This window comes from Variovorax gossypii, assembly GCF_003965815.1.
Lineage (GTDB): Bacteria > Pseudomonadota > Gammaproteobacteria > Burkholderiales > Burkholderiaceae_C > Variovorax > Variovorax gossypii.
The window spans coordinates 804,947-826,140 of the sequence record NZ_RXOE01000001.1 but is presented as its reverse complement, the minus strand read 5'-3'; the positions used below and the strand labels follow the sequence as shown (position 1 = coordinate 826,140).

Here is a 21,194-nt window from a genome sequence, read left to right as displayed (position 1 = left end):
CCGGAGCCGGCGGCAGTTTAGGCAGCCCCTTCGGGGCCGCGCGCTGTGATTTCCCGGACGAAACACAGCGTTGCGAGCGCAACAAGAGCGCCGCCAGGAGGGCGTGCGGGATCGCCATTCGCCCGCTCACTCCCACCAGGCTTCCATCTGGATGCCGAAGATGGTCGCGCTGCGCCGCCCGTTGGCCCCGAAGGTGCCGGCGTTGGTGTCGGCCGCGGCCTTGTTCCAGCTCGCGCGCGTGGCGTAGAGGCGGAATTCGGGCCGGGTCCAGAAGTCGGTGTTCGGCGAGAAGGCGACGGCGATCGTGCCCTTGTTCAGCGTCTGCTTCGGCTGGCCGTCGGTGCTGCGGCGCGTCGTGCCCAGCTCGGCCAGCAGCTTGGTGTACTTGGCGATGCCGTACGACACCCGCCCGCCGAGCGTGAAGTCGCGCGTCTCGGGGCCGTTGTCGGGCCGCGTGGTCTGGTAGCCGACCAGCGTCTGGCCGCCGAAGCGGCCGATCTGGAAGTCCATCGAGTCGAGGATGCGGCGCTGCTTCGCGCCGGGCTGCGGCGTGATCACCGTGCGCTCGACCAGCGGCGCGAACAGGAAGGCGTCCGACTGGCCGATGCCCGCCGGCAGCAGGAAGCCGGTGGTGGTCGTGCTGTTGTCCAGGTTGTAGAACTTGCCGCTGAGCGACGAATGCCCGTTGGAAGCCTGCGCGATGAAGATGTTGTTCAGCCCCGGCAGCAGGAAGTTCTTCTGCACGTGCATCAGGCCGAGCGCGCCGCCGTCCTTGCCCTTGGCGAAGTCGCCCGAGATCAGCCCGCCCGTGATGGTGAGCTTGCCGCCCGGGTTGGTCGGGATGTCGCGCCACTGCACGTTGATGCGCTTGGCGTTGTTGGGGTTGCCGCTCTTGTTGTCGACCGAGTCGGCGGTGTGTACCGCCACGTTGAGCCGCCCGAGGCCGCCCAGCGGGATGTCGTCGATGCCGGCACCGTAGTTGTCGCCGTCTTCCACCACCCACTTGTCGACGATGTGAACGTCCTGCACGCGGTGGTAGCGCTGGCCGGCCCACAGCGTGGCGCTGTTGCCGAAGATGCCGCTGAGCGAGAAGTACGCCTGCGCGGTGCCGCTCTTGCCGTTGTAGATGGTGGGCATGTAGAACACGCCCCACTTGATGCCGTCGCCGAGGTCGAAGCGCTTGCCGATGCCGAACTCGAGGTAGTTGTCGCCCTCGTTGCCCAGGCGGTACTTCTGCAGGTCGCCGCCGAGCGAATAGCCGCCCTTGGGCTTGCCCTTGCCCGAGCTGTAGAAGCCGCCGCGCCCGTAGCCCCAGAACTCCAGGCCGGTGGCGTCGTTGACCTTCTTGACGAAGTCCTTGGTGGGGTCGGACTTCACCTCGGCCTCGGGTGGCGCGTCCGTCGGTGTGTCGGCGGACTGGGCATGGGCCAGTCCGTGCATGCCTGCGAGCAGCACGACGGCCGCGGCGGTGATCCGGTTCAGCTTGGGTTTCACGGGGAGTCTCCTTGGTCAGTGTGGTTGTTGTGAAGGCGTGAAAAGAAAGAAGAAAAAGCCCGTCCGCCCGCTTCGGACAAAAGCGGTCCCGCGCCGGTCGAAGCCGGCGGTGTCGCGTTCAGGCGCGTTCGGACGGAAGGAGGGGAAGAGGGACGCGGGGCGCGCTATCGCTTCATCGGGCGACAGGCAGGGCGTGCGCAGGGCACGCGGCGTTCGTGATGAAAGGATGGACGCACAGCGACATGGCGAGGAAGCCCGTGTTCAGGCATCCGCCGGTCGTGCATGCAGTTCGCTGCCATGTGCTGTGTCTCCTCTTGTTGTGCTGCGTGAACCGTGTCTCTCGTTGTCGGAAGGCCGGCCTCCCGAGGGGACCCGACGTGTGACGGCACGCAGTGTAGGAGCGGGGTTTCGCGTGGCGATCTTGTGATTTCCCGGACGAAACACAGCGTTGGCAGCGCAAAAAACGCCGGGGTGAAGGGCCCCGGCGCAGCGGCAGAAAGAGCCTCAGCCGCTGGTGCTGGCCCGCACGATCAGCTCGACAGGCAGGGTGTTGAGCCGGGGCATCGAGGCGCCCTGCAGCACGAGCTCGACGCCGAAGCGGCCGAGCTCCTGCCGGTCCACGCGCAGAGTCGTGATCGGCGGATCGGCCTGCGCGGCGGCGAGGGTGTCGTCGAAGCCGACGATGGCGATGTCGCCCGGCACCGAGAGGCCCGCCTGCCTGCAGGTGCGCAGCGCCGCCAGCGCCGCGGCGTCGTTGTACGCGAACACCGCATCGGGCGGCTTGCGCAGCCGCAGCAGCTGCTGCATCGCAGCCGATGCGCCCAGGTCGTGCAGCTGCCCGGTGGGCGCCACCACTTCCAGCTCGGGGTCGGCGAGGATGCCGGCCTCGAACAGCGCGCGGCGGTAGCCTTGCGCGCGCTCCAGGATGCTCACGTGCGCCAGCGAGCCCGAGATGTACGCGACGCGCTTGCGCCCCATGTCCAGCAGGTGCCGCGTGGCCATGTAGCCGCCCACAGCGTTGTCGGGGTTCACGGACGGAAGGTCGCCCTGCGAGAAGTCGATCAGCGCGATCGGAAGGTCGAGGCCCGCCACCATGTCGAGCACCTCGCTCTCGAAGTAGCCGGCCGCGAGGATCATGTCGGGCTCGTGCATGCGCAGCTGCTCGCGGATGGGGTCGGTGGGCCCGCATGTCAGCAGCGTGGGCACGATGCCGAACCTGCGGCACGCTTCCTCGACGCCGTGCAGCACGTCGGAGAAGAAGGGGTTGGTCGAGAAGTGGCTGTGCTGCCTGTGGACCATGAAGGCCAGCTGCTTTGCCTTGGCGCCGCGCAGGCGCGCCGCGTTGTAGCCGATGTCGCGGGCCACCTGCCGGATCATGCGGCGCGTCTCGTCGGAGAGGCCGCGCTGGTTCTTCAATGCGCGCGATACGGTGCTGATGGAGACGCCGGAGGCCTCGGCCACATCGCGGATGGTTACGGGCATGTAGCTCCTTGGGATGAACTGTCGCGGTGAGGAAGGGCGTCATTTTCATGGTGGCGGCGCGGCGTTGTCGAGGCACTGCTGCACGCGCGAGGCCGCTGCCCGAAAGGGGAAGCGCGCTGATTTGTTTCCCTGCCAACGCCGTGTTTCGTCCGGGAAATCACAAGACCGCCGGCGTGGGGGCCATACATACACTGCGCCCGTTCGGCGCCCCGGCGACAGCGGGCGATGTACAGGCAACAGGGAGACATACGACATGGAAAAGAAGATCTCGTACGGCAGGACCATGGCCGCGGGCATGGTGGCCGCGTCGGTGCTGTGGGGCTGTGGCGGTGGCGGCTCTGGTGGCTTCTCGGTGCCGCCGGGCCCGACAGCGACGGCCACGACAACCACGACCGCTCCCACGCCCCCGGCAGATGGCGGCGCCGACACCGGAACCACCCCGCGCCCCGACGGCGGCACGACCACGCCGGTGCCAGGGCAGGAGAAGCGCGTCGACATCGCGCTCACGGAGCACGTCGACCTGTTCGTCGGAACGAAGATCTCCAACACCGGAAGCGGCCACTCGGGCAACGTCAATCCCGGCGCGCAGGCGCCGTTCGGCATGGTGAGCTTCGGCCCCGATACCCGGGGCAGCGGATCGCCCTGGGGCTACGGCTCGGGCGGCTACTACTACGACGACACGGCCATCCGCTACTTCAGCATGACCCACCTCAACGGCCCCGGCTGCCGGGGGCAGGGTGCGGTGGCCATCCTGCCGAACGACGCCGGCACCGGCATTCCCTCGGGCGGCCTCGCCTACGCAAAGGCGAACCAGTCGGCCAGCCCCGGCTACTACAAGGTGAAGTTCAACAACGGCATCACCAGCGAGCTGACCGCGACGACGCGCACCGGCATGGCCAGGTTCAGCTATGCGGACAAGAGCAAGGCTTTTCTCGTCATCGACTCCGCCCGCAACAACCCGAACCAGAACGGCATCTCCTACACCGGCCTGACGAACGTCGCGCTGGCTGCCGACCGCAAGTCGGTCACCGGCACCGCGGTCGCCAACGAGTTCTGCGGCGGCACGTGGAAGCAGCCCGTGTACTACTACGCGACCTTCGACAAGCCGCTGAAGCCGGCCTCCGCCGTCTCGGGAAAGGCGGCGGTCCTGCAGTTCGACCTGGCCGATGCCGACCTCACGGTGCAGGTGAGGGTGGGCATCTCCTCGGTCAGCACCGACAACGCGAAGAAGAACCTCGAAGCCGAGAACCTCGACGCCTCCTTCGACACGGTGAAGGCGGCCGCTGCAGCCGACTGGAACAGCCGCCTCAACGTCGTGCAGCTCGATCTCGCGAAGAAGGGCGAGATCGACAAGCTCGACGTGAAGAAGCAGGACGACGCCAGGACGCAGCTGAAGAAGTTCTACACGGCCCTCTACAGGGTCTACAGCGGCCCGACCGTGTACAGCGACGTCAACGGCGAGTACCGCAGCATGAAGCAGGTGGATCTTTCGCAGTCGGGCAACGTGCTGCCGACCCGGGCGACCGAGAACGTCGCGAACTACAAGTTCAAGCTCGACGGCAATGACGCCGGCTACAAGACGCACTACAGCGGCTTCTCGATGTGGGACACCTACCGTAGCCAGGCCCAGCTGCTGGCCCTGATCGCACCCGACGAGGCCAGCGAGATGATGCAGTCGCTGGTGGCCGACGCGCAGCAGTGCGGCGCCTTCCCGCACTGGGTGGACGGCAGCGAAGACACCACACCGATGAACGGCGACCACGCGCCCACCGTCGTCGCCGGCTCCTACGTCTTCGGCGCGCGCAAGTTCGACCTCGACATGGCGCGCAAGTACATGCTGCAGGCCGTCACCAACCCCAAGGGCCAGTGCAACGACAAGTTCTCCATCGGCAAGCCCGGCGACAGCCTGGCCGACTACATGAGCCTCGGCTGGATTCCCTCCGACAGGGGCTACGACAACCCCTCGTCGACCACGCTGGAGGCCATCACCACCGACCGCTCCGTCGGCGCCTTCCTCGATGCGCTGCCCGCCACCAGGGCCACGGACAAGAGCGTGATCGACACGGTGTTCAAGCGCGCGGGCAACTGGCAGAACATCTTCGACGACAGCAGCAAGACCCTGAAGTCGAAGACCGCCGCGGGCGACTGGAGCGACGGCGTCTTCCACGAATCGACCGAGGCCAACTACCTGTGGACCTTCGCGTACGACTGGACCCTGCTCGCCAAGAAGCTGGGCGGCAAGGACGGCACGCTCGACCGCCTCGCAAGGCTGTTCTCGCTCGACGCGGCCGACCCGTTCAACGGCACCGAGCCCAGCGGCCAGGACCTGAACGGCGGCGAAGGCTCCGACGGCTACTACATCGGCAACGAGCCGGCGTTCCAGACGCCGTGGGCCTACAACTGGATCGGCTCCGCGAAGTACGCGCAGTACATCATCCCCGTCATCATGCGGAAGAACTTCAGCATCGATCCGGCCGGCCTGCCGGGCAACGACGACATGGGCGCGACTTCGGGCTGGTACGTGTGGGCCGCGATGGGCCTGTACCCGGTGATTCCGTCTGCGCCGGGGTTGGCGGTTTCCACGCCGCAGTTCTCGGGCATGGATCTCTGGCTGGGCAATGGAAAGAAGCTGCGGATCGAGGCCGACAGGCAGGCGCTGATCGACAACGTGCGCTACATCGCAGAGATGAAGTTCAACGGCACGACCTACGCGGGTTCATGGCTGCCGCTCGACAGGATCAAGGACGGCGGAACGCTTTCCTTCAAGCTGTCGACCACGCCCACCGACTGGGCCTCCGACCCCGCGCTGGCGCCTCCTTCCGGCCCGGCAGCGGACTACACCAAGGCAACCGCCGCGGGTGCGATGTGAGCGGCCGGACGAGGTTCGCGGGCAGGGCTGCCCGGGCCGCCGCATGGATCGTCGCGGCGTCGCTGTGGGGGTGTGGAGGAGGCGGCTCCGGCGGCGGCTTCTCCATGCCGCTGCCTCAGGGCAGCGGGGCAACCGGCGACCGGCAACCGGTTGCGGACACGAACACGGGAGCGCCGCCCGCAACAGGCACGGGTGACATCGGCAGCGGGGGCGTCGCAGCCCGCGCGAAGCAGGACCTGGCGAACTACGTCAACACCTTGCGCGGCTCGCACTCCAACGCCTACATCTACGACGGCTATTCGCGCGGCAACACCTTCCCGGCCACCGCCGTGCCCTTCGGCTTCACGATGTGGTCGCCGGTGAACCGCATCGACCCCGACGACCAGAGCTCCGGCTGGAGCAACACCAAGCCCTACGACGGCTACATGGGCAACGACTTCTTCTACACGTTCTTCGAGGACGAGAACGACACCAAGCCGCTGGACCGCATCTTCGCCTTCGCGGCCGTGCACGAGGCGAGCCCGTGGATGGGCAACCGGCAGTCGGTGCAGTTCATGCCGGTCACCAGCATCGATGGCGCGGGCAAGCCGATGCTGGACAAAGCATCGCGCGGTGAGAAGTTCAGCCACCGCAACGAGGTCGCCCACGCGCACTACTACAGCGTGAGCTTCGACAACGGCACCCGCACCGAGATCACACCTACCGACCATGCCGCGTACTTCCGCTTCACCGCCGGTGCGAACCAGCCTTCGCTCGCGGTGGTGTTCGACGTCTTCAAGGGAGTGTCGGGATCGCTTGGCGTCGATGACGCCAATGGCGTGGTGTCGGGCTACACCGACCAAGGCTCGCCGCGCATGTACTTCTACGCCGTGGCCGATGCGCCTGTCACGGGCGCCGGCGACGCGTCCTTCCCGACGTGGCTGCGCTTCGACACTTCCACGGGGCAGCAGTCTGTGGGGCTGAAGGTCGGAACCTCCTTCATCAGCGTGGAGCAGGCCAAGGCCAACCTCGCGCAGGAGATCGGCTCCAAGTCCTTCGACGGCGTGCTGGCCGCGGCGAAAGAGGCCTGGAACGACAAGCTCAACACAATCCAGGTCGAGGGCGCGACGGAAGACCAGAAGACCATCCTGTACTCCAACATGTACCGGGCCTTCCTGTACCCCAACTCGGCATGGGAGAACGTGAACGGCACGCCCTCGTACCTGAACCCGTACGTGAGCCCGATGACGGTGCGCACCGGCAAGCTGTGGGTCAACAACGGCTTCTGGGACACCTACCGCACCACCTGGCCGCTGTACACGCTGCTGCTGCCACAGCAGACCGGCGAGATGCTCGACGGCTTCGTCAACGGCTACAAGGACGGCGGCTGGACCACCCGCTGGGCCAGCCCGGGCTACGCCGACATGATGGTGGGCACCAATTCAGACATCATCCTTGCCGACGCGTACATGAAGGGCGTGCGCAACTTCGACTTCAACGCCGCCTACGACTCGATGCTGAAGAACGCGTCCGTCTACAGCCCCGACAGCGACCGCGGCCGCAAGGGCATGGAGAAGACACCGTTCTACGGCTACTCGACGGTCTACGACGAGTCGGTGTCGTGGTCGCTCGAGGGCTACCTGAACGACTTCGGCGTGAGCCAGATGGCAAAGGCGCTGGGCAAGGTCGACGACGCCGCCTACTTCGCCAACAGCGCGACCGGCTACGCCAACATCTTCGACGGCACCTCGACAGGAACCTGGGCCGGCGGCTGGTTCCGCCAGAAGAGCACGGGCGGAGCCTTCGGCGGCGGCGCACCCAACCCCATGGCCTGGTACTACGGCTACACGGAGGGCAACGCCTGGACCTACGCCTTCGCGACGCCGCAGGACGGCCGCGGCCTGGCCAACCTCTACGGAGGGCGCACCGCGCTCAAGGCCAAGCTCGACGCCTTCTTCACGACGAAGCCCGGCCTCGGCTACGACGGCACCGACCCGAACGGATCGCACACCGGCATCAAGCCCGAGATCAAGTCGGCCTACGACGTCGATGCGCTCGCGGGCGTCGGCCAGTACCAGCACTCCAACCAGCCGGTGCACCACACCATCTACATGTACAGCCACGCGGGAAGCCCGTCCTCGGGCCAGAAGTACCTGCGCGACGTGATGGACAAGCTCTACTTCTCCGGGTTCGACAAGGACGGCAACCCGACCGGCGACGGCTACATGGGCGACGAGGACAACGGCGAGATGTCGGCCTGGTACGTGCTCAGCGCCATGGGCTTCTATCCGGCTTCCACCGGGCGGCCCGAGTACACGATCGGCGCGCCTTACTTCCCGAAGATGAGCGTGCTCGTGCGCAACGCCAAGGGCGAGCCACGGGCCATCACCACCACCGCGCCCGGCGTGAGCAGCACCAACCGTTACGTGCAGGGCCTGAAGCTCAACGGCGCGAGCATCACGCGCACCTACCTGACGCATGCCGAGCTGGTGGAAGGCGCGACGCTGGAGTTCCAGATGGGGCCGAATCCGTCGTCGTGGGGCACGGGCGAGGACGATGCGCCTTCGTCGGTCACGCAGGGCACGGGCAAGCCGTCGCCGTTGCAGTCGCTGCTGCCGACTTCCGCCTTCGCCACCACTGCGAGCAACGCGACCGGGCTGAAGAACCTGAACGACAGAACTTCGCTGACGGAATGGAGCAGCGGTACTTCAGGTGCGGCATGGATCCAGGGCAGCACGGCAGCGACGGCACGCACGGTGGCGATCTATACGCTCACCTCCAGCAACAAGACCGGGCAGGACCCGGCCGGCTGGACTCTGAAAGGGTCGAACGACGGCATCAACTGGACCACGCTCGACACGCGCCAGGGCGAAGTTTTCGCCTGGCGCCGCCAGGTGCGGCCTTTCGTCGTGAAGACGCCGGGAGCCTATTCGAGCTACCGGCTGGAGATCGCGGGGAGCGGGGCGGTCAGCCTCTCGGAATTCGAGCTGCTGGCCGCGCCGCTGAACTGAAGCGCGATCGGAGGGCCGCTCAGGCCTCGGGCGCCACGCTGCCCGGAAGCGCCGCAGGCTTGGAGGCGGCATCGGCTGCGTCCGATCCTTCTTCCTTCTGATGCCGAGCGGCGATGAACAGATACATCGCCGGCACCACGAAGAGTGTGAACAGCGTGCCGATGGACAGTCCGCTGAAGATCACGATGCCCATCGCCTTGCGGCCCGCTGCGCCGGCGCCCGAGGCGATCACCAGCGGCAGCACGCCGAAGACCATGGCGGCGGTCGTCATCAGGATCGGGCGCAAACGCGTGCCGGCGGCTTCCACGATGGCGTCGAGCTTGCTCAGCCCCTGCTTCTGCAGGCGGTTGGCCACCTCGACGATCAGGATGCCGTGCTTGCTGATGAGGCCCATCAGCGTCACCAGGCCCACCTGCGTGTAGATGTTCATCGAGGCGAAGCCCCAGAAGATGAAGATCATCGCGCCGAAGAGGGCCAGCGGCACCGACACCAGGATCACCACCGGATCGCGGAAGCTCTCGAACTGCGCCGCCAGCGCCAGGAACACGATGATCAGCGCGAACACGAAGGTGACGGCGAAGTTGCCCGACTCCTGCACGAACTGGCGCGACTGGCCCGAGTAGTCCACCGTGTAGCCGCTGGGCGCCATCTGCTGTACCAGTCCGCGCAGGTATTCGAGCGTCTCGCCCTGCGTGCCGCTGGGCACGCCCTGGATAGTCACGGAGTTGAGCTGCTGGAAGTGGTTCACCGTCTCGGGCTGCACGCTGTACTTCAGGCTCGCCACCGTGCTGGCCGGCACCACGCCGTTGGGCGTCTTGATGTAGAAGTTCAGCACGTCCGAGGGGTTCAGCCGGTCGACCTGCTGCACCTGCGGGATCACCTTGTACGAGCGGCCCGAGATCGAGAAGTAGTTGACGTACGCGCCGCCCAGCGCCGCGCCCATCGCGTTGCCCACGTCCTGCTGCGTGATGCCCAGCGTGGCGATCTTGTCGCGGTCGACCACCACGGAGGCCTGCGGCAGGTCGATCTTCAGGTCGGCGTCGATGTAGTAGAACTTTCCGTCGGCGCGCGCCTTGTCCATGATCTGCTGGGCGAGGGCGTTCAGGTTCTCGAAGGGCTCGGTCGTCTTGATGACGAACTGCACCGGCAGGCCCGAGGCGCCCGGCAGCGCCGGGAACTGGAAGGCCACCACCTTCGCGCCGGCAATGCCGTTCCAGCGCTTCTGCAGGTCGGTCTGGATGTCGTGCGCGCTGCGCGTGCGCTGGTCCCAGGGCCTGAGCAGCACGCCCGCGATACCCGCGTTGGTGCTGGGCACGCCGGTCAGCTGGAACAGCTGCGCGTACTCGGGCGTGTCGTGCGCGATCTTGAAGATCTGGTCGGCGTACGTCTGCATCTGGTTGATGGTGGCCGTGGGCGCGCCCACCACCTGCGACAGCACGATGCCCTGGTCTTCCTCGGGCGCGAGCTCCGACTTCGACATCTTGAACATCACGAACAGCAGCGCCACCAGGATCGCGCCCATGACGATCATCACCGGCCAGGTCTTCAGCACGCCGCGCAATATCAGCTGGTAGCGGTGGTGCACGCGTTCGAAGACGTGCTCGATCTTCATCGCGAACTTGCCGGTGTCCTGCTCGGGCTTGAAGAAGCGCGAGCACATCATCGGAGACAGTGTGAGCGCCACGATGCCCGACACCACCACCGAGCCCGCGAGCGTGAAGGCGAATTCGGTGAAGAGCGAGCCGGTGAGGCCGCCCTGGAAGCCGATGGGCACGTACACCGCCACCAGCACCACCGTCATCGCCAGGATGGGCCCGCCCAGCTCGCGCGCCGCGAGCAGCGAGGCCTGCATGGGCGACTTGCCCTCGCGCATGTGCCGGTCGACGTTCTCCACCACGATGATCGCGTCGTCAACCACGAGGCCAATGGCCAGCACCAGCGCCAGCAGCGTGAGCAGGTTGATGGAGTAGCCCAGCGCCAGCATGATGAAGAAGGTGCCGATCAGCGACAGCGGCATCGCGATCACCGGCACCACCACCGCGCGCAGGCTGCCCAGGAACAGGTAGATCACCACCGTCACGATGACCAGCGCCTCCACCAGCGTCTTGATCACTTCGCTGATCGAGGTGTTGATGAAGTCCGTCGAGTCGTAGACGATCTTGCCCGTCAGGCCCGTGGGCAGCTGGGACTGGATGTCCGGGAACACCGTGCGCACCTGCTTTGCCACCTCGAGGATGTTGGCCTCGGGCGCGACCTTGATGCCGATGAACACCGAGCGCACGCCGTTGAAGGCCACGTTGAAGTCGTAGTTCTCCGAGCCCAGCGTCACGTTGGCAACGTCCTGCAGCCGCACGATGGCGCCGTTGGCGCTCTTCACCGACAGCTGCTTGAACTCGTCCACGCTGTGCAGCGAGGTGCCGGCCGTGAGCGGCACGCTCACCATCTGGCCCTTGCTCTGGCCCACGGCCGCGAGGTAGTTGTTGGCCGCCAGCGCCGCACTCACGTCGGTGGCGGTCACGCCGTAGGCGGCCATCTTCTGCGCGTCGAGCCAGGCCCGCAGCGCGAAGGTGCGAGCGCCGAGGATTTCGGCTGTCTGCACGCCCGGAATGGCGTTGAGCTTGGGCTGCACCACGCGCACCAGGAAGTCGGTCACGTTGTTGTTCGGCAGCGTGTCGCTGTAGAAGCCGATGTACATCGCGTCGGTGGTCTGGCCCGTGGCAACGGTCAGCACCGGTTGCTGCGCCTGCGGCGGCAGCTGGTTGCGCACCGAGTTCACCTGCGTGTTGATCTCGGTCAGCGCGCGGTTGGAGTCGTAGTTCAGCCGCAGCGTGGCGGTGATGGTCGACACGCCCAGGCTGCTGGACGACGACAGGTAGTCGATGCCCTGCGCCTGCGACACGGCGGCCTCCAGCGGCTGCGTGATGAAGCCCGCGACCGTGGCCGCGTCCGCGCCGTAGTAGGCGGTGGTGATGGTGACCACGCCGTTCTCGGTCTTGGGGTACTGGTTGACCGGCAGGCCGGCCAGCGCGCGCAGCCCGAGCACCACGATCAGCATGCTCACCACCATCGCCAGCACCGGCCGGCGGATGAAGATGTCTGTGAAGTTCATGCGGGCGACCTCACTTTTCCTGCGGCGTCGGCGCCGGGTTGTTGGCGGGCTGGACGCTGTTGTCCACCACCACCGGCGTGCCGTTCTTCAGCTTGTTCTGTCCGCTGCTCACCACCACCTGGCCGGCAGTGAGGCCCTTGACGATGGCGATCTGGTCGCCGCGCGTGGCGCCGGTCTCCACGAAGACCTGCTGCGCGACGAGCTGCCTGGCACCCGAGGGATTGGCCGGCTGGGCGGGAGCACCTGCACCAGCGGCCCCTTCCTTCGGCGGCTCGGCTTCCTTCACCACGTACACGGTCGAACCGTACGGGTTGTAGGTGACGGCGGTGGAGGGCAGCGTGAGCTGTTCCTGCACGCCGCCCACGTCGATCTTCACGTTGGCGAACATGCCGGGCAGCAGGATCTGCTTGGGGTTCGCGATGGTGGCCTCGACCTGCACGTTGCGCGTGGCGGCGTCCACCTTCGGGCTGATCGCGTTGATCTTGCCGCTGAAGCTCTGGCCCGGGAAGGTGTCGACCGACAGGTTCACCACCTGGCCCACCGCCAGACCCGCGAGCTGCTGCTGCGGCAGTGCGAAGTCGACGTAGATCGGGTCCAGCGTCTGCAGCGTGACCAGCTTGTCGCCCGCGTTCACGTACTGGCCCGGGTTCAGCGCGGTGATGCCCAGGCGGCCGGAGAAGGGCGCGCGGATCGACTTCTTCGCCACCACGGCGGCCTGCTGCTCGACCTGCGCGCGCTTGGCCTTCAGGTCGTTGGTGTCGGCGTCGATCTGCGCCTGGCTCACGGCCTGCACCGCGAGCTGGGCCTGGTCGCGCTTGAGCACGATCGCGGCCTGCGCGGCGGCGGCCTCGGCCGAGTGCAGCAGGGCGATGTCGGAGTCGGCGTTGAGCTCGACCAGCAGCGTGCCGGCCTTCACGTCCTGCCCCGACTTGAAGTGCACCGTGCGCACCAGTCCGGCCACTTCGGTGCTGAGGTCGGCGCCGCGCACCGGGTTCAGCGTGCCGACGGCGGTGAACTGCGACTGCCACTGCAGCTTCTGCACCTCGGCCGTCGACACCGTCTGCGGCGACGGCTTGGGCACGGCGGCGATCAGCGCGCGGATCTGCATGAACTTGCCGAACGCGAGCACGGCGACCAGCAGCAATACGCAGCCGATCATGATGATCATTCTTCGGGTCATAAATTGGCTTTTCTTGGAGTTATGGAGTGTTCGGGGTCGCTCAGTTCCGCGGTGCTGCGGCCTGTGGTGCTGGTTGCGCCGGCTGTCCTGGCGCGATTGACGCGTCGGCCAGCGCGCCTCGGTTCCACCAGCCGCCGCCCAGCGCCTGGAAGAGGGCGGCCGTGTCGGCATAGCGCGCGGCCTGTGCCTGTGCGAGCGCGGTGTGCGTCTGCAGCCAGGCCTGCTGCGCGGTCAGCAGCGTCACGTAGCTCACCGCGCCGGCGCGGAACTGCGCGGTCGACAGGTCCAGCGACTGCCTCGCGAGGGACTCGGCCGTGGCCTGGGTCTGAAGCGCGGCTGCGTCGAGTTCTAGCGCGCGCAGTGCGTCGGCCACGTTCTGGAATGCGCCCAGCACGGTGTTGCGGTACTGCGCCGCAGCCGAGTCGTAGGCCGCGACCGCCGCGCGCTGCTGCGCACGCAGCGCGCCGCCGTTGAAGATCGGCTGCGTGAGCCCGGCGCCGATGTTCCACAGCGTGGTCGGCCCGGTGAACAGGTCGCGCGCGCGCAGGGAGGTGTTGCCGTAACTGGCGCTGAGCTGGATCTGCGGATAGAGATTCGCCGTGGCCACGCCGACCGCCGCGCTGGCCTGGTGCAGCTGGGCTTCGCTGGCGCGCACGTCGGGCCGCTGGCGCGCGAGCTCGGACGGCAGCGACAGCGGCAGCTCCTGTGGCAGCGAGAGACTGGCGAGATCGAACTCGGGCAGGCCTTCTTCCGAGGGCAGCCGGCCCGCGAACACCGCGAGCTGGTGGCGCGTCTGCGCGAGCGACTTCTCGAGAGGCGGTATCGCCGCCTGCGTCTGCGCGACCTGCGTGCGCTGTTGCAGCACGATCGACTTTGGAATCGCACCGGTGTCGAACTGCTTTTCGATCACGCCGAGTTGCTCGCGCTGCGCCTGCAGCACTTCGCGCGTGGCCTGCAACTGGCCGCGCAGCGCGGCTTCACGGATCGCGGTGGTGACGAGGTTCGAGGTGAGCGTGAGGTAGGTCGCCTCGACCTGGTAGCGCTGAGCTTCCACGGCGGCCTGCGCGCCCTCGATCTGCCGGCGCGATCCGCCGAACACGTCGAGGTTGTAGCTGACGTTGACCGATGCGTTGTAGAGCGTGAGCAACTGGCCGCCCGGCACCTGCGTGCTGACCTCGGAGGCCCGCTCGCGCTGCGCGCCCAGCTGCGCCGTGACCTGCGGCCACAGCAGGTTGCCCGACTTCGCGTCGTAAGTGGCCTCCGCCTGCCGCAGCGCGGCCTGTGCGGACGCCAACGTGGGGCTCTGGGCGAGCGAGGCGCGGATCAGCCGGTCGAGCGGCTCGGAGCGGAACACTTCCCACCACTGGGCGGGAATGTCGCGGCCCGGCAGCAGCTCCTGGGACTGTCCAGCGGCCACGTCGGCCTTCACGGTGCGCGCCGGCATCGGCGCGGGCGTGTAGTCGGCGCCGCTGGCGGCGGCGGGCAGGTCGGGCGTCCTGAAGTCCGGTCCGACCGCGCAGCCGCTCAACAGCAGCAGTACGGCGCCGAGCACGGCGCCCTGAACGGGCCACCCCGGCCGCGGGCGCGCAGGCGCAGCGCGCGACGACGAACCGGGGTGATCCTCCAACGCATTGTTTTCTTGATATTGCATGGGGCAGCGGTTGTACACCCGGAACGCCCGGGCTGCCTGACTTTCCCGAAGTCTCGTAGTCGCCGCCCCGCGTTGCGAGACCGTTGCGACGAAACGAGCTCCACAAGGCGCGGAATGTACGGGCAAGGCGCCAAACGCACCACCTCCCCAATGAACTGGGCATGGCCCGATACCAGAAACACCGGGGAACCGGCTCCGCCGGGCCTCAGGTGTTGCCCCCGGTAGGGGTTGGCGAAGCGGCACGAAGTACCGCGCAGCCTGGGGGCGAGCAACATCCAGACAAAAAAAAGCCCGCACGAAGGCGGGCTCGAAGGTGACCTGCTGGAGGAGGGAGGATCAGAGGATGCAGGCCACAGGGAGAGACATGAATATCGCCTCCGAACCTGCACGCAACCTGACCTTGCTGGAATTCCGTTTCAGGCTAATTCCCGGCTCATTCTTCCTGCGAGATCAGTCCTCGTCTTCCCACTTGCCGACCACGGTGCCCAGGATGGAGAAGGGCGTGCGCACCGGCTCGTGTTTCGGGTTCAGGGGCAGCAGCCAGCGGCGGCCGTCGTCCTGCTTGAATACCTTGAAGGTGACTTCGTCGCTGTCCTCCAGCTTCGCGATCACGCGCTCGCCGTCGTCGGGCTTCCGCAGCGCGGTGTCGACGAACACGATGCAGCCGGGCGGGTAGCTCTTCAGCAGGCCGCTGGGCGAGGTCATGCTGTCGCCTCGAACGCGCAGCGCGTAGCTCTGGAGGCTGTGGTGGGCGATGCAGGGAATCCAGCGCTCGGCGTGCGGCTGCTGCGAGATCTCGTGGCTGTCCCAGTTGGCGGCATCCGCCCAGGAAATGAGGGGCACGGTGCCGGGCGTGCGCGGGTTGAAGCTCGGGATCGACGGCGGCGTGTGCGTCACCCGATAAGGCCCCGGTGGCTCGTTGGCCCGGTCGCGGGCCTGGCGGATCTGGTCTTCGTCCCAGGGAGCGGGGCCGTCGCCGGTGTCGAGCCAGTTCGGATCGGCGCGGTAGGCACGCGCCAGGGCCAGCACGCTCATGGAGCGGGTGACGTCTCCGCGCTCGATCTTGGAAATGCTGGATTGCTTGACGCCGGAGACCGCTTCGGCCTGCTTCTGCGTCATCTTGGCGAATTTGCGCGCGGCCAAGGCGCGTTTGGCAATGCTGTCCATCGGATGGGGATTTAAGCCCAAACGAATATTCACCTCAAACTCTAGAATAGTTAAAAAAGGGAGGAATAGATGAAGCCACGGGAGTTGGTGCTGGCGCTGAGGGCCATGGGGCTCACGCAGAAGCAAATCGAACAGAGAACCGGCATTCCGCAGCCGACGATCAGCAAGATCGGCCTGGGGCGGGTCGCCGACGTGATGTCGCGCCACTACGTCGCGCTGGTGGCCGCCTACGAGCAGCGGGTGAGGGAGGAGACCCTGAAGCCCGCGCCCGAGGCCCGCCGCCGGTCCGCGAAGCGATGAGCGCGTGGTGCGCAAGCGATTGCCGTCGGGCCTGCGGCTCGACCGCGCCTTGTGCGTGCTGCTGGCGCTGCTGTCCCTCGCGGGGCTGGCCGTCGGGCTGATCCTGGGGCGCCCGGCCATCGCCGGCGGCGGCTGCTTCGGGCTGGTTTGCGCGGCCTGGGCGGCGCAGGTGCTGTTCGACCGCGAGGCGCTCAGGCGCTCTCGTGCGGTTCGGGAGGCGCGAGAGCGAGAGTGGAGCTGACGCGCACGCAGTCCTTGATGTGCTGCTCGCCGAGCGCGCGCAGCGCCGCGTAGCCGAGCGCGGCCGACACCACCTGCCCGGCGATGGGCACGTACTTGGTCGCCTGCTTGGCAGTGAGGCGCACGCCGGCATGCTTTGCCAGGCGCAGCAGCAGGTCGCGCGTGACGAGCCGTCCGACCAGCAGCGCGCCCACGGTGGTCGCGGCCTTCTGGATGCGCTCGCGTTGATGCGGCGCGAGCTTTTCGACCTGGGTGACCGAGAGGCCGAATTCCGCGCTGATCTGCGGCACCAGCCGCGACAGCAGCGCGGCGTCGGCCATCCAGTCGAGGCCGGGCAGGGGAACCGCGCTAGCCGCAGCCGCCATCAGCGCCTTGCGGCTGATGAGGCGGCGGCTGCGATGGATGGCGGCGATGAGTTTCTCGTCACCACGGGCCAGTTCGATGGCTGACGGCATCCGGCGACTTCCTTGCTTGCTCGTTGCTTGCCGTGGCTCAGGCCGCCAGGGCTTCCAGCTGGTCCGACAGGGCCAGCCAGCGCTCCTCGAGGCGGCCGATTTCGTCGTTGAGCGCCTTCAGGCGCTTGCCGGCATCGGCGATCTCGGCCGGCGGCAGCGGCTGGGCCAGGCGCGCCTCGAGCTCGGTGCGCTCGGTGCCGGCCTTGGCCAGGCGTTCGTCGATCTGGGCGATCTCGCGCTTGATCGGCTTGGCCTGGTCGCTGCGCTGCTGGCGGTCCTGGGCGTCCTGCTTGCGCTGCTGCGGGGCGGCTGCGGGAGCGGCCGCCGGAGCCGCGGCGGCCTCGGCCTCGCGCACCGCCACCTTGGCTTCCTCGCGCAGGCGCTTGGATTCGTCGAGCAGGTAGCGCTGGTAGTCGTCGAGGTCGCCGTCGAAATCGCCGACCACGCCGCGGCCCACCAGCCAGAACTCGTCGCACACCGAGCGCAGCAGCGCACGGTCGTGGCTCACCAGCATCAGCGTGCCTTCGAACTCGTTGAGCGCTACGGCCAGCGCCTCGCGGGTGGCCAGGTCGAGGTGGTTGGTCGGTTCGTCGAGCAGCAGCAGGTTGGGGCGCTGCCACACCATCATCGCGAGCACGAGGCGGGCTTTTTCGCCGCCGCTCATGGTGCCCACGGGCTGCTTGACCATGTCGCCGCTGAAGTTGAAGCTGCCCAGGTAGCCGCGCAGGGCCTGCTCTCCGCTGGGCTCCTTGGCGTTGCCGCCGAGCTCGCGCGCCAGCCGCACCATGTGCTCCAGCGGGTTGCTCTCGGGGTGCAGCACGTCGAGTTCCTGCTGCGCGAAGTAGCCGATGTTCAGGCCCTTGCCCTCGGTGACCTGGCCCGCCAGCGCGCCCATCTCGCGCGCGATGGTCTTCACCAGCGTCGACTTGCCCTGGCCGTTGGCGCCCAGGATGCCGATGCGCTGGCCCGCCAACACCGAGCGGTTCACGCCGCGCAGGATGGTCTTGGGCTCTTCGTCTTCCACCACGTAGCCGAAGCTCGCGTTGCTGATCGACAGCATCGGGTTCGGGATGTTGCCCGGCTCCTTGAACTCGAAGCTGAAGTCGGCCTCGGCCAGCAGCGGCGCCACCCGTTCCATGCGCTCCAGCGCCTTGACCCGGCTCTGCGCCTGCTTGGCCTTGCTGGCCTTGGCCTTGAAGCGGTCGATGAACTTCTGCAGGTGGGCGATCTTGTCCTGCTGCTTGGCGAAGGCCTGCTGCTGCTGCTCCATCTGCAGCGCGCGCATGTCCTCGAACTTGCTGTAGTTGCCGCCGTAGCGCGTGAGCTGGGCGTTGGCGATGTGCAGGGTGACGTCGGTCACGGCATCGAGGAACTCGCGGTCGTGGCTGATGACGATCATGGTGCCCGGGTATTTCTGCAGCCAGGCTTCGAGCCAGACGAGGGCGTCCAGGTCCAGGTGGTTGGTGGGTTCGTCGAGCAGCAGCAGGTCGCTCGGGCACATCAGCGCGCGGGCCAGTTGCAGGCGCATGCGCCAGCCGCCGGAGAAGCTGTTGACGGGCGCGTCGAGCTCGTGCGTCTTGAAGCCCAGGCCGAGGATGAGGGCCTGGGCGCGCGGCACGGCGTCGTGCTCGCCGGCATCGGCCAGGTCGGTGTAGGCGTGGGCCAGTTCCATGCCGATGTCGGCATCGTCGGGGTTCTCGGCGTAGGCGGCCTCGATGGCGGCCAGCGACTCGCGCAGCTCGGTGAGACGGGTGTCGCCGCCCACCACGAAGTCGGTGGCCGAATCCTCGGTCTCGGGCATGTTCTGCGCCACCTGGGCCATGCGCCACTGCTTCGGGATGGAGAAATCGCCGCCGTCTTCGTGCAGCGAGCCGTTGAGCAGGGCGAAGAGGGTCGACTTCCCGGCGCCGTTGCGGCCCACCAGCCCGACCTTCTCGCCGGGGTTGAGGGTGACCGTGGCGCCGTCGAGCAGGACCTTGGCGCTGCGGCGAAGAATGACGTTCTTGAGAGTGATCATGAAAGAGGAACCGTAGGGGCGATTATCCCGCCCGGCCCTTCGGGCCCCGGAAAAAGGGGCAAAGGCGCGGGGAATTGCGCAGGAAGGCGCGGGAAGGTGCGGGAAATGGCCCGGTGAATGGGGTTTCGCAGCCAATGGCTGCGAGAAAGCGGCGGAAAGGGGTTCGGGCGGGCGCAGCTAACGCACGCCGGCGCCGGCCACCAGGGCGTCGCGCGTCACCAGCAGGACCTGGTCCTCTCCCGCCGAGGTCTCGAGCCAGAAGACTTCGAGATGCGGAAAGGCCGCCTCGAAGTATTCGCGCTCGTTGCCGATCTCCAGCACCAGCACTGCCTGTTCGCTCATGCGCGAGGGCGCATCGGCGAGCAGCTGGCGCACGAAGTCCATGCCGTCGGTGCCGCCGGCCAGCGCCAGCTCGGGCTCAGCGCGGTATTCGGCCGGCAGGGCGGCCATGCTGGCGCTGTTCACGTAGGGCGGATTGCACAGCACCAGGTCGTAGGGACCGGGCAGGTTCTTCAGCCCGTCCGATTCGACCAGCCTGACGCGCGCGTCCAGCTCATGGCGGGTGACGTTGATGGCGGCGACCTCGAGGGCCTCGACCGACAGGTCGGCCGCGTCCACCGTCACTTCCGGGTACGTGAGCGCCGCCAGCACGGCGAGGCTGCCGTTGCCGGTGCACAGGTCGAGCACGCGCTGCGTGTGTTCGCCCAGCCAGTAGTCGATGGTTCCGTCGGCGATCAGCTCGGCGATGAAGCTGCGCGGCACGATGGCGCGTTCGTCCACGTAGAAGGGCACGCCCTGCAGCCAGGCTTCCTTGGTGAGGTAGGCGGCGGGCTTGCGCGTGGCGATGCGTTCCTCGATGAGCGCATTCACCTTGCCCGCGTCCGCGGGCGAGACGGGCGTGTCGGCCACGCCGTCGAGGTCGTCCAGCGGCAGCTTCAGGCGCCACATCACCAGCCAGGCAGCCTCGTCGAAGGCATTGGCCGTGCCGTGACCGAAGGCGACACCGGCTTCTTCCAGCCGCTTCGCGCCCGACTCGATGAGTTCGATGACGGTGCTCATCAGCTGGCGAGCGCGGCATCGAGCCGCTTGATGGTGCGCAGGTAGAGGTTCTTCAGCGTCTCGATCTCGGCCACGTCGATGTGCTCGTCGATCTTGTGGATGCTGGCGTTCACCGGGCCCAGCTCGACCACCTGCCTGCAGATCTTGGCGATGAAGCGTGCGTCGCTGGTGCCGCCGCTGGTCGACAGCTCGGTCTCGATGCCGGTCTCTTCGCGGATCGCGTCCTGCACGGCAGTGACCAGCTCGCCCGGCGTGGTCAGGAAGGGCAGGCCGCCGATGGTCCAGGCGAGCGTGTAGTCGACCTTGTGCGCGTCGAGCACGGCATGCACGCGCTGCTGCAGCGACTCGGGCGTGGACTCGGTCGAGAAGCGGAAGTTGAAGTCGATCACCGCGCTGCCCGGAATCACGTTGCTCGCGCCGGTGCCTGCGTGGAAGTTGCTGATCTGCCAGCTGGTCGGCTGGAAGTACGGGTTGCTCGCCGCGTCCCAGCCGCCGGCGGCATTGATGGCCACCAGTTCGGCCAACGCGGGCGCCACCGCGTGCACCGGGTTCTTCGCCAGGTGCGGATAGGCGATGTGACCCTGCACGCCCTTGACCGTGAGCTTGCCGCTCATGGTGCCGCGGCGGCCGTTCTTGATCATGTCGCCGCAGCGCTCCACCGCGGTGGGCTCGCCGACGATGCAGTAGTCGATGGTTTCGCCGCGCGCGGCCAGCGCATTGCAGACGACCACGGTGCCGTCGACGCCGGGGCCTTCCTCGTCGCTGGTGAGCAGCAGGGCCAGCGTGAGCTTCGGCTCGGGCTGCGCCTGCAGGAACTCCTCGATGGAGGTGACGAAGGCCGCGACCGAGGTCTTCATGTCGCAGGCGCCGCGGCCGTATAGCTTGCCGTCGCGGTGCGTGGGCGTGAACGGGTGGCTGGTCCACTGCTCGACGGGGCCGGTGGGCACCACGTCGGTGTGGCCGGCGAACACGAGCGTCTTCGTGGCGGCCTTCGCGTTCGCGGGTCGGCGCACCGCCCACAGGTTGGTCACCCGGAAGTCGGCCGGGCCGCTCTCGATGGTCTCCAGCGTGAAGCCGAGTCGCGCCAGCCGCTCGCCGAGGATCTGCTGGCAGCCCGCGTCGTCGGGGGTGACGGAAGGGCGCGAGATGAGTTGTTCGGCGAGCTGGAGCGTACGGGACAT

Annotated in this window: 14 protein-coding genes; 4 read left to right on the top strand and 10 right to left on the bottom strand. The window is 67.6% G+C overall.

The features are described 5' to 3' along the window. Positions 1-126: 126 nt before the first annotated feature. Complete coding sequence (locus EJP69_RS03730; protein WP_206169280.1) at positions 127-1,494, bottom strand: carbohydrate porin; 1,368 nt, start codon at positions 1,492-1,494, stop codon at positions 127-129. A gap of 504 nt (positions 1,495-1,998) precedes the next feature. Continuing rightward, positions 1,999-2,976 carry a LacI family DNA-binding transcriptional regulator gene (locus tag EJP69_RS03725; RefSeq protein ID WP_126468762.1) on the bottom strand — a complete coding sequence of 326 codons (978 nt, stop codon included), beginning with the start codon at positions 2,974-2,976 and terminating at the stop codon, positions 1,999-2,001. A gap of 253 nt (positions 2,977-3,229) precedes the next feature. Between EJP69_RS03725 and EJP69_RS03720 the strand changes: the two genes are divergently transcribed. Beyond that, the gene (locus EJP69_RS03720; protein WP_240652024.1) at positions 3,230-5,845 is read left to right on the top strand and encodes a GH92 family glycosyl hydrolase; all 2,616 of its coding nucleotides are present in this window, start codon (positions 3,230-3,232) and stop codon (positions 5,843-5,845) included. A 104-nt stretch (positions 5,846-5,949) separates the two neighbouring features. Beyond that, the gene (locus tag EJP69_RS03715; protein ID WP_126468761.1) at positions 5,950-8,835 is read left to right on the top strand and encodes a GH92 family glycosyl hydrolase; all 2,886 of its coding nucleotides are present in this window, start codon (positions 5,950-5,952) and stop codon (positions 8,833-8,835) included. A gap of 19 nt (positions 8,836-8,854) precedes the next feature. On the opposite strand, the gene EJP69_RS03710 is transcribed toward EJP69_RS03715, so the two are convergent. From EJP69_RS03710 to EJP69_RS03695, 4 genes are all read right to left on the bottom strand, one after another. Further along, entirely contained in the window at positions 8,855-11,944 is a 3,090-nt protein-coding gene (locus EJP69_RS03710) for an efflux RND transporter permease subunit (protein ID WP_126468760.1), read from the bottom strand. Positions 11,945-11,954: 10 nt separating this feature from the next. Further along, the gene (locus tag EJP69_RS03705; protein ID WP_126468759.1) at positions 11,955-13,124 is read right to left on the bottom strand and encodes an efflux RND transporter periplasmic adaptor subunit; all 1,170 of its coding nucleotides are present in this window, start codon (positions 13,122-13,124) and stop codon (positions 11,955-11,957) included. Positions 13,125-13,164: 40 nt separating this feature from the next. Continuing rightward, positions 13,165-14,775, bottom strand: coding sequence for an efflux transporter outer membrane subunit (locus tag EJP69_RS03700; protein WP_126468758.1), 1,611 nt, complete (start codon positions 14,773-14,775; stop codon positions 13,165-13,167). Positions 14,776-15,225: 450 nt separating this feature from the next. Continuing rightward, a complete protein-coding gene (locus EJP69_RS03695) occupies positions 15,226-15,942 on the bottom strand; it encodes a helix-turn-helix domain-containing protein (RefSeq protein ID WP_093195353.1) in 717 nt (238 codons plus the stop codon). Between the two features lie 69 nt (positions 15,943-16,011). On the opposite strand from EJP69_RS03695, the gene EJP69_RS03690 reads away from it, so the two are divergent. Together EJP69_RS03690 and EJP69_RS03685 are read left to right on the top strand one after the other, a co-directional pair. Then, on the top strand, positions 16,012-16,242 hold the full coding sequence (locus tag EJP69_RS03690) for a helix-turn-helix domain-containing protein (protein ID WP_093195352.1): 231 nt from the start codon (positions 16,012-16,014) through the stop codon (positions 16,240-16,242). A gap of 7 nt (positions 16,243-16,249) precedes the next feature. After that, on the top strand, positions 16,250-16,483 hold the full coding sequence (locus tag EJP69_RS03685) for a hypothetical protein (RefSeq protein WP_093195351.1): 234 nt from the start codon (positions 16,250-16,252) through the stop codon (positions 16,481-16,483). On the opposite strand, the gene EJP69_RS03680 is transcribed toward EJP69_RS03685, so the two are convergent. The 4 genes from EJP69_RS03680 to dapE form a co-directional block, all read right to left on the bottom strand. Further along, complete coding sequence (locus EJP69_RS03680) at positions 16,434-16,937, bottom strand: hypothetical protein (protein WP_093195350.1); 504 nt, start codon at positions 16,935-16,937, stop codon at positions 16,434-16,436. The genes EJP69_RS03685 and EJP69_RS03680 overlap by 50 nt on opposite strands. A 37-nt stretch (positions 16,938-16,974) precedes the next feature. Continuing rightward, positions 16,975-18,954 (bottom strand): ABC-F family ATP-binding cassette domain-containing protein, encoded by a 1,980-nt coding sequence (locus EJP69_RS03675; protein WP_126468757.1) that lies wholly within the window; start codon positions 18,952-18,954, stop codon positions 16,975-16,977. Positions 18,955-19,131: 177 nt separating this feature from the next. Then, a complete protein-coding gene (prmB, locus tag EJP69_RS03670; protein ID WP_126468756.1) occupies positions 19,132-20,013 on the bottom strand; it encodes a 50S ribosomal protein L3 N(5)-glutamine methyltransferase in 882 nt (293 codons plus the stop codon). Next, complete coding sequence (dapE, locus tag EJP69_RS03665) at positions 20,013-21,194, bottom strand: succinyl-diaminopimelate desuccinylase (RefSeq protein WP_126468755.1); 1,182 nt, start codon at positions 21,192-21,194, stop codon at positions 20,013-20,015. Before dapE ends, prmB begins: the two co-directional genes overlap by 1 nt.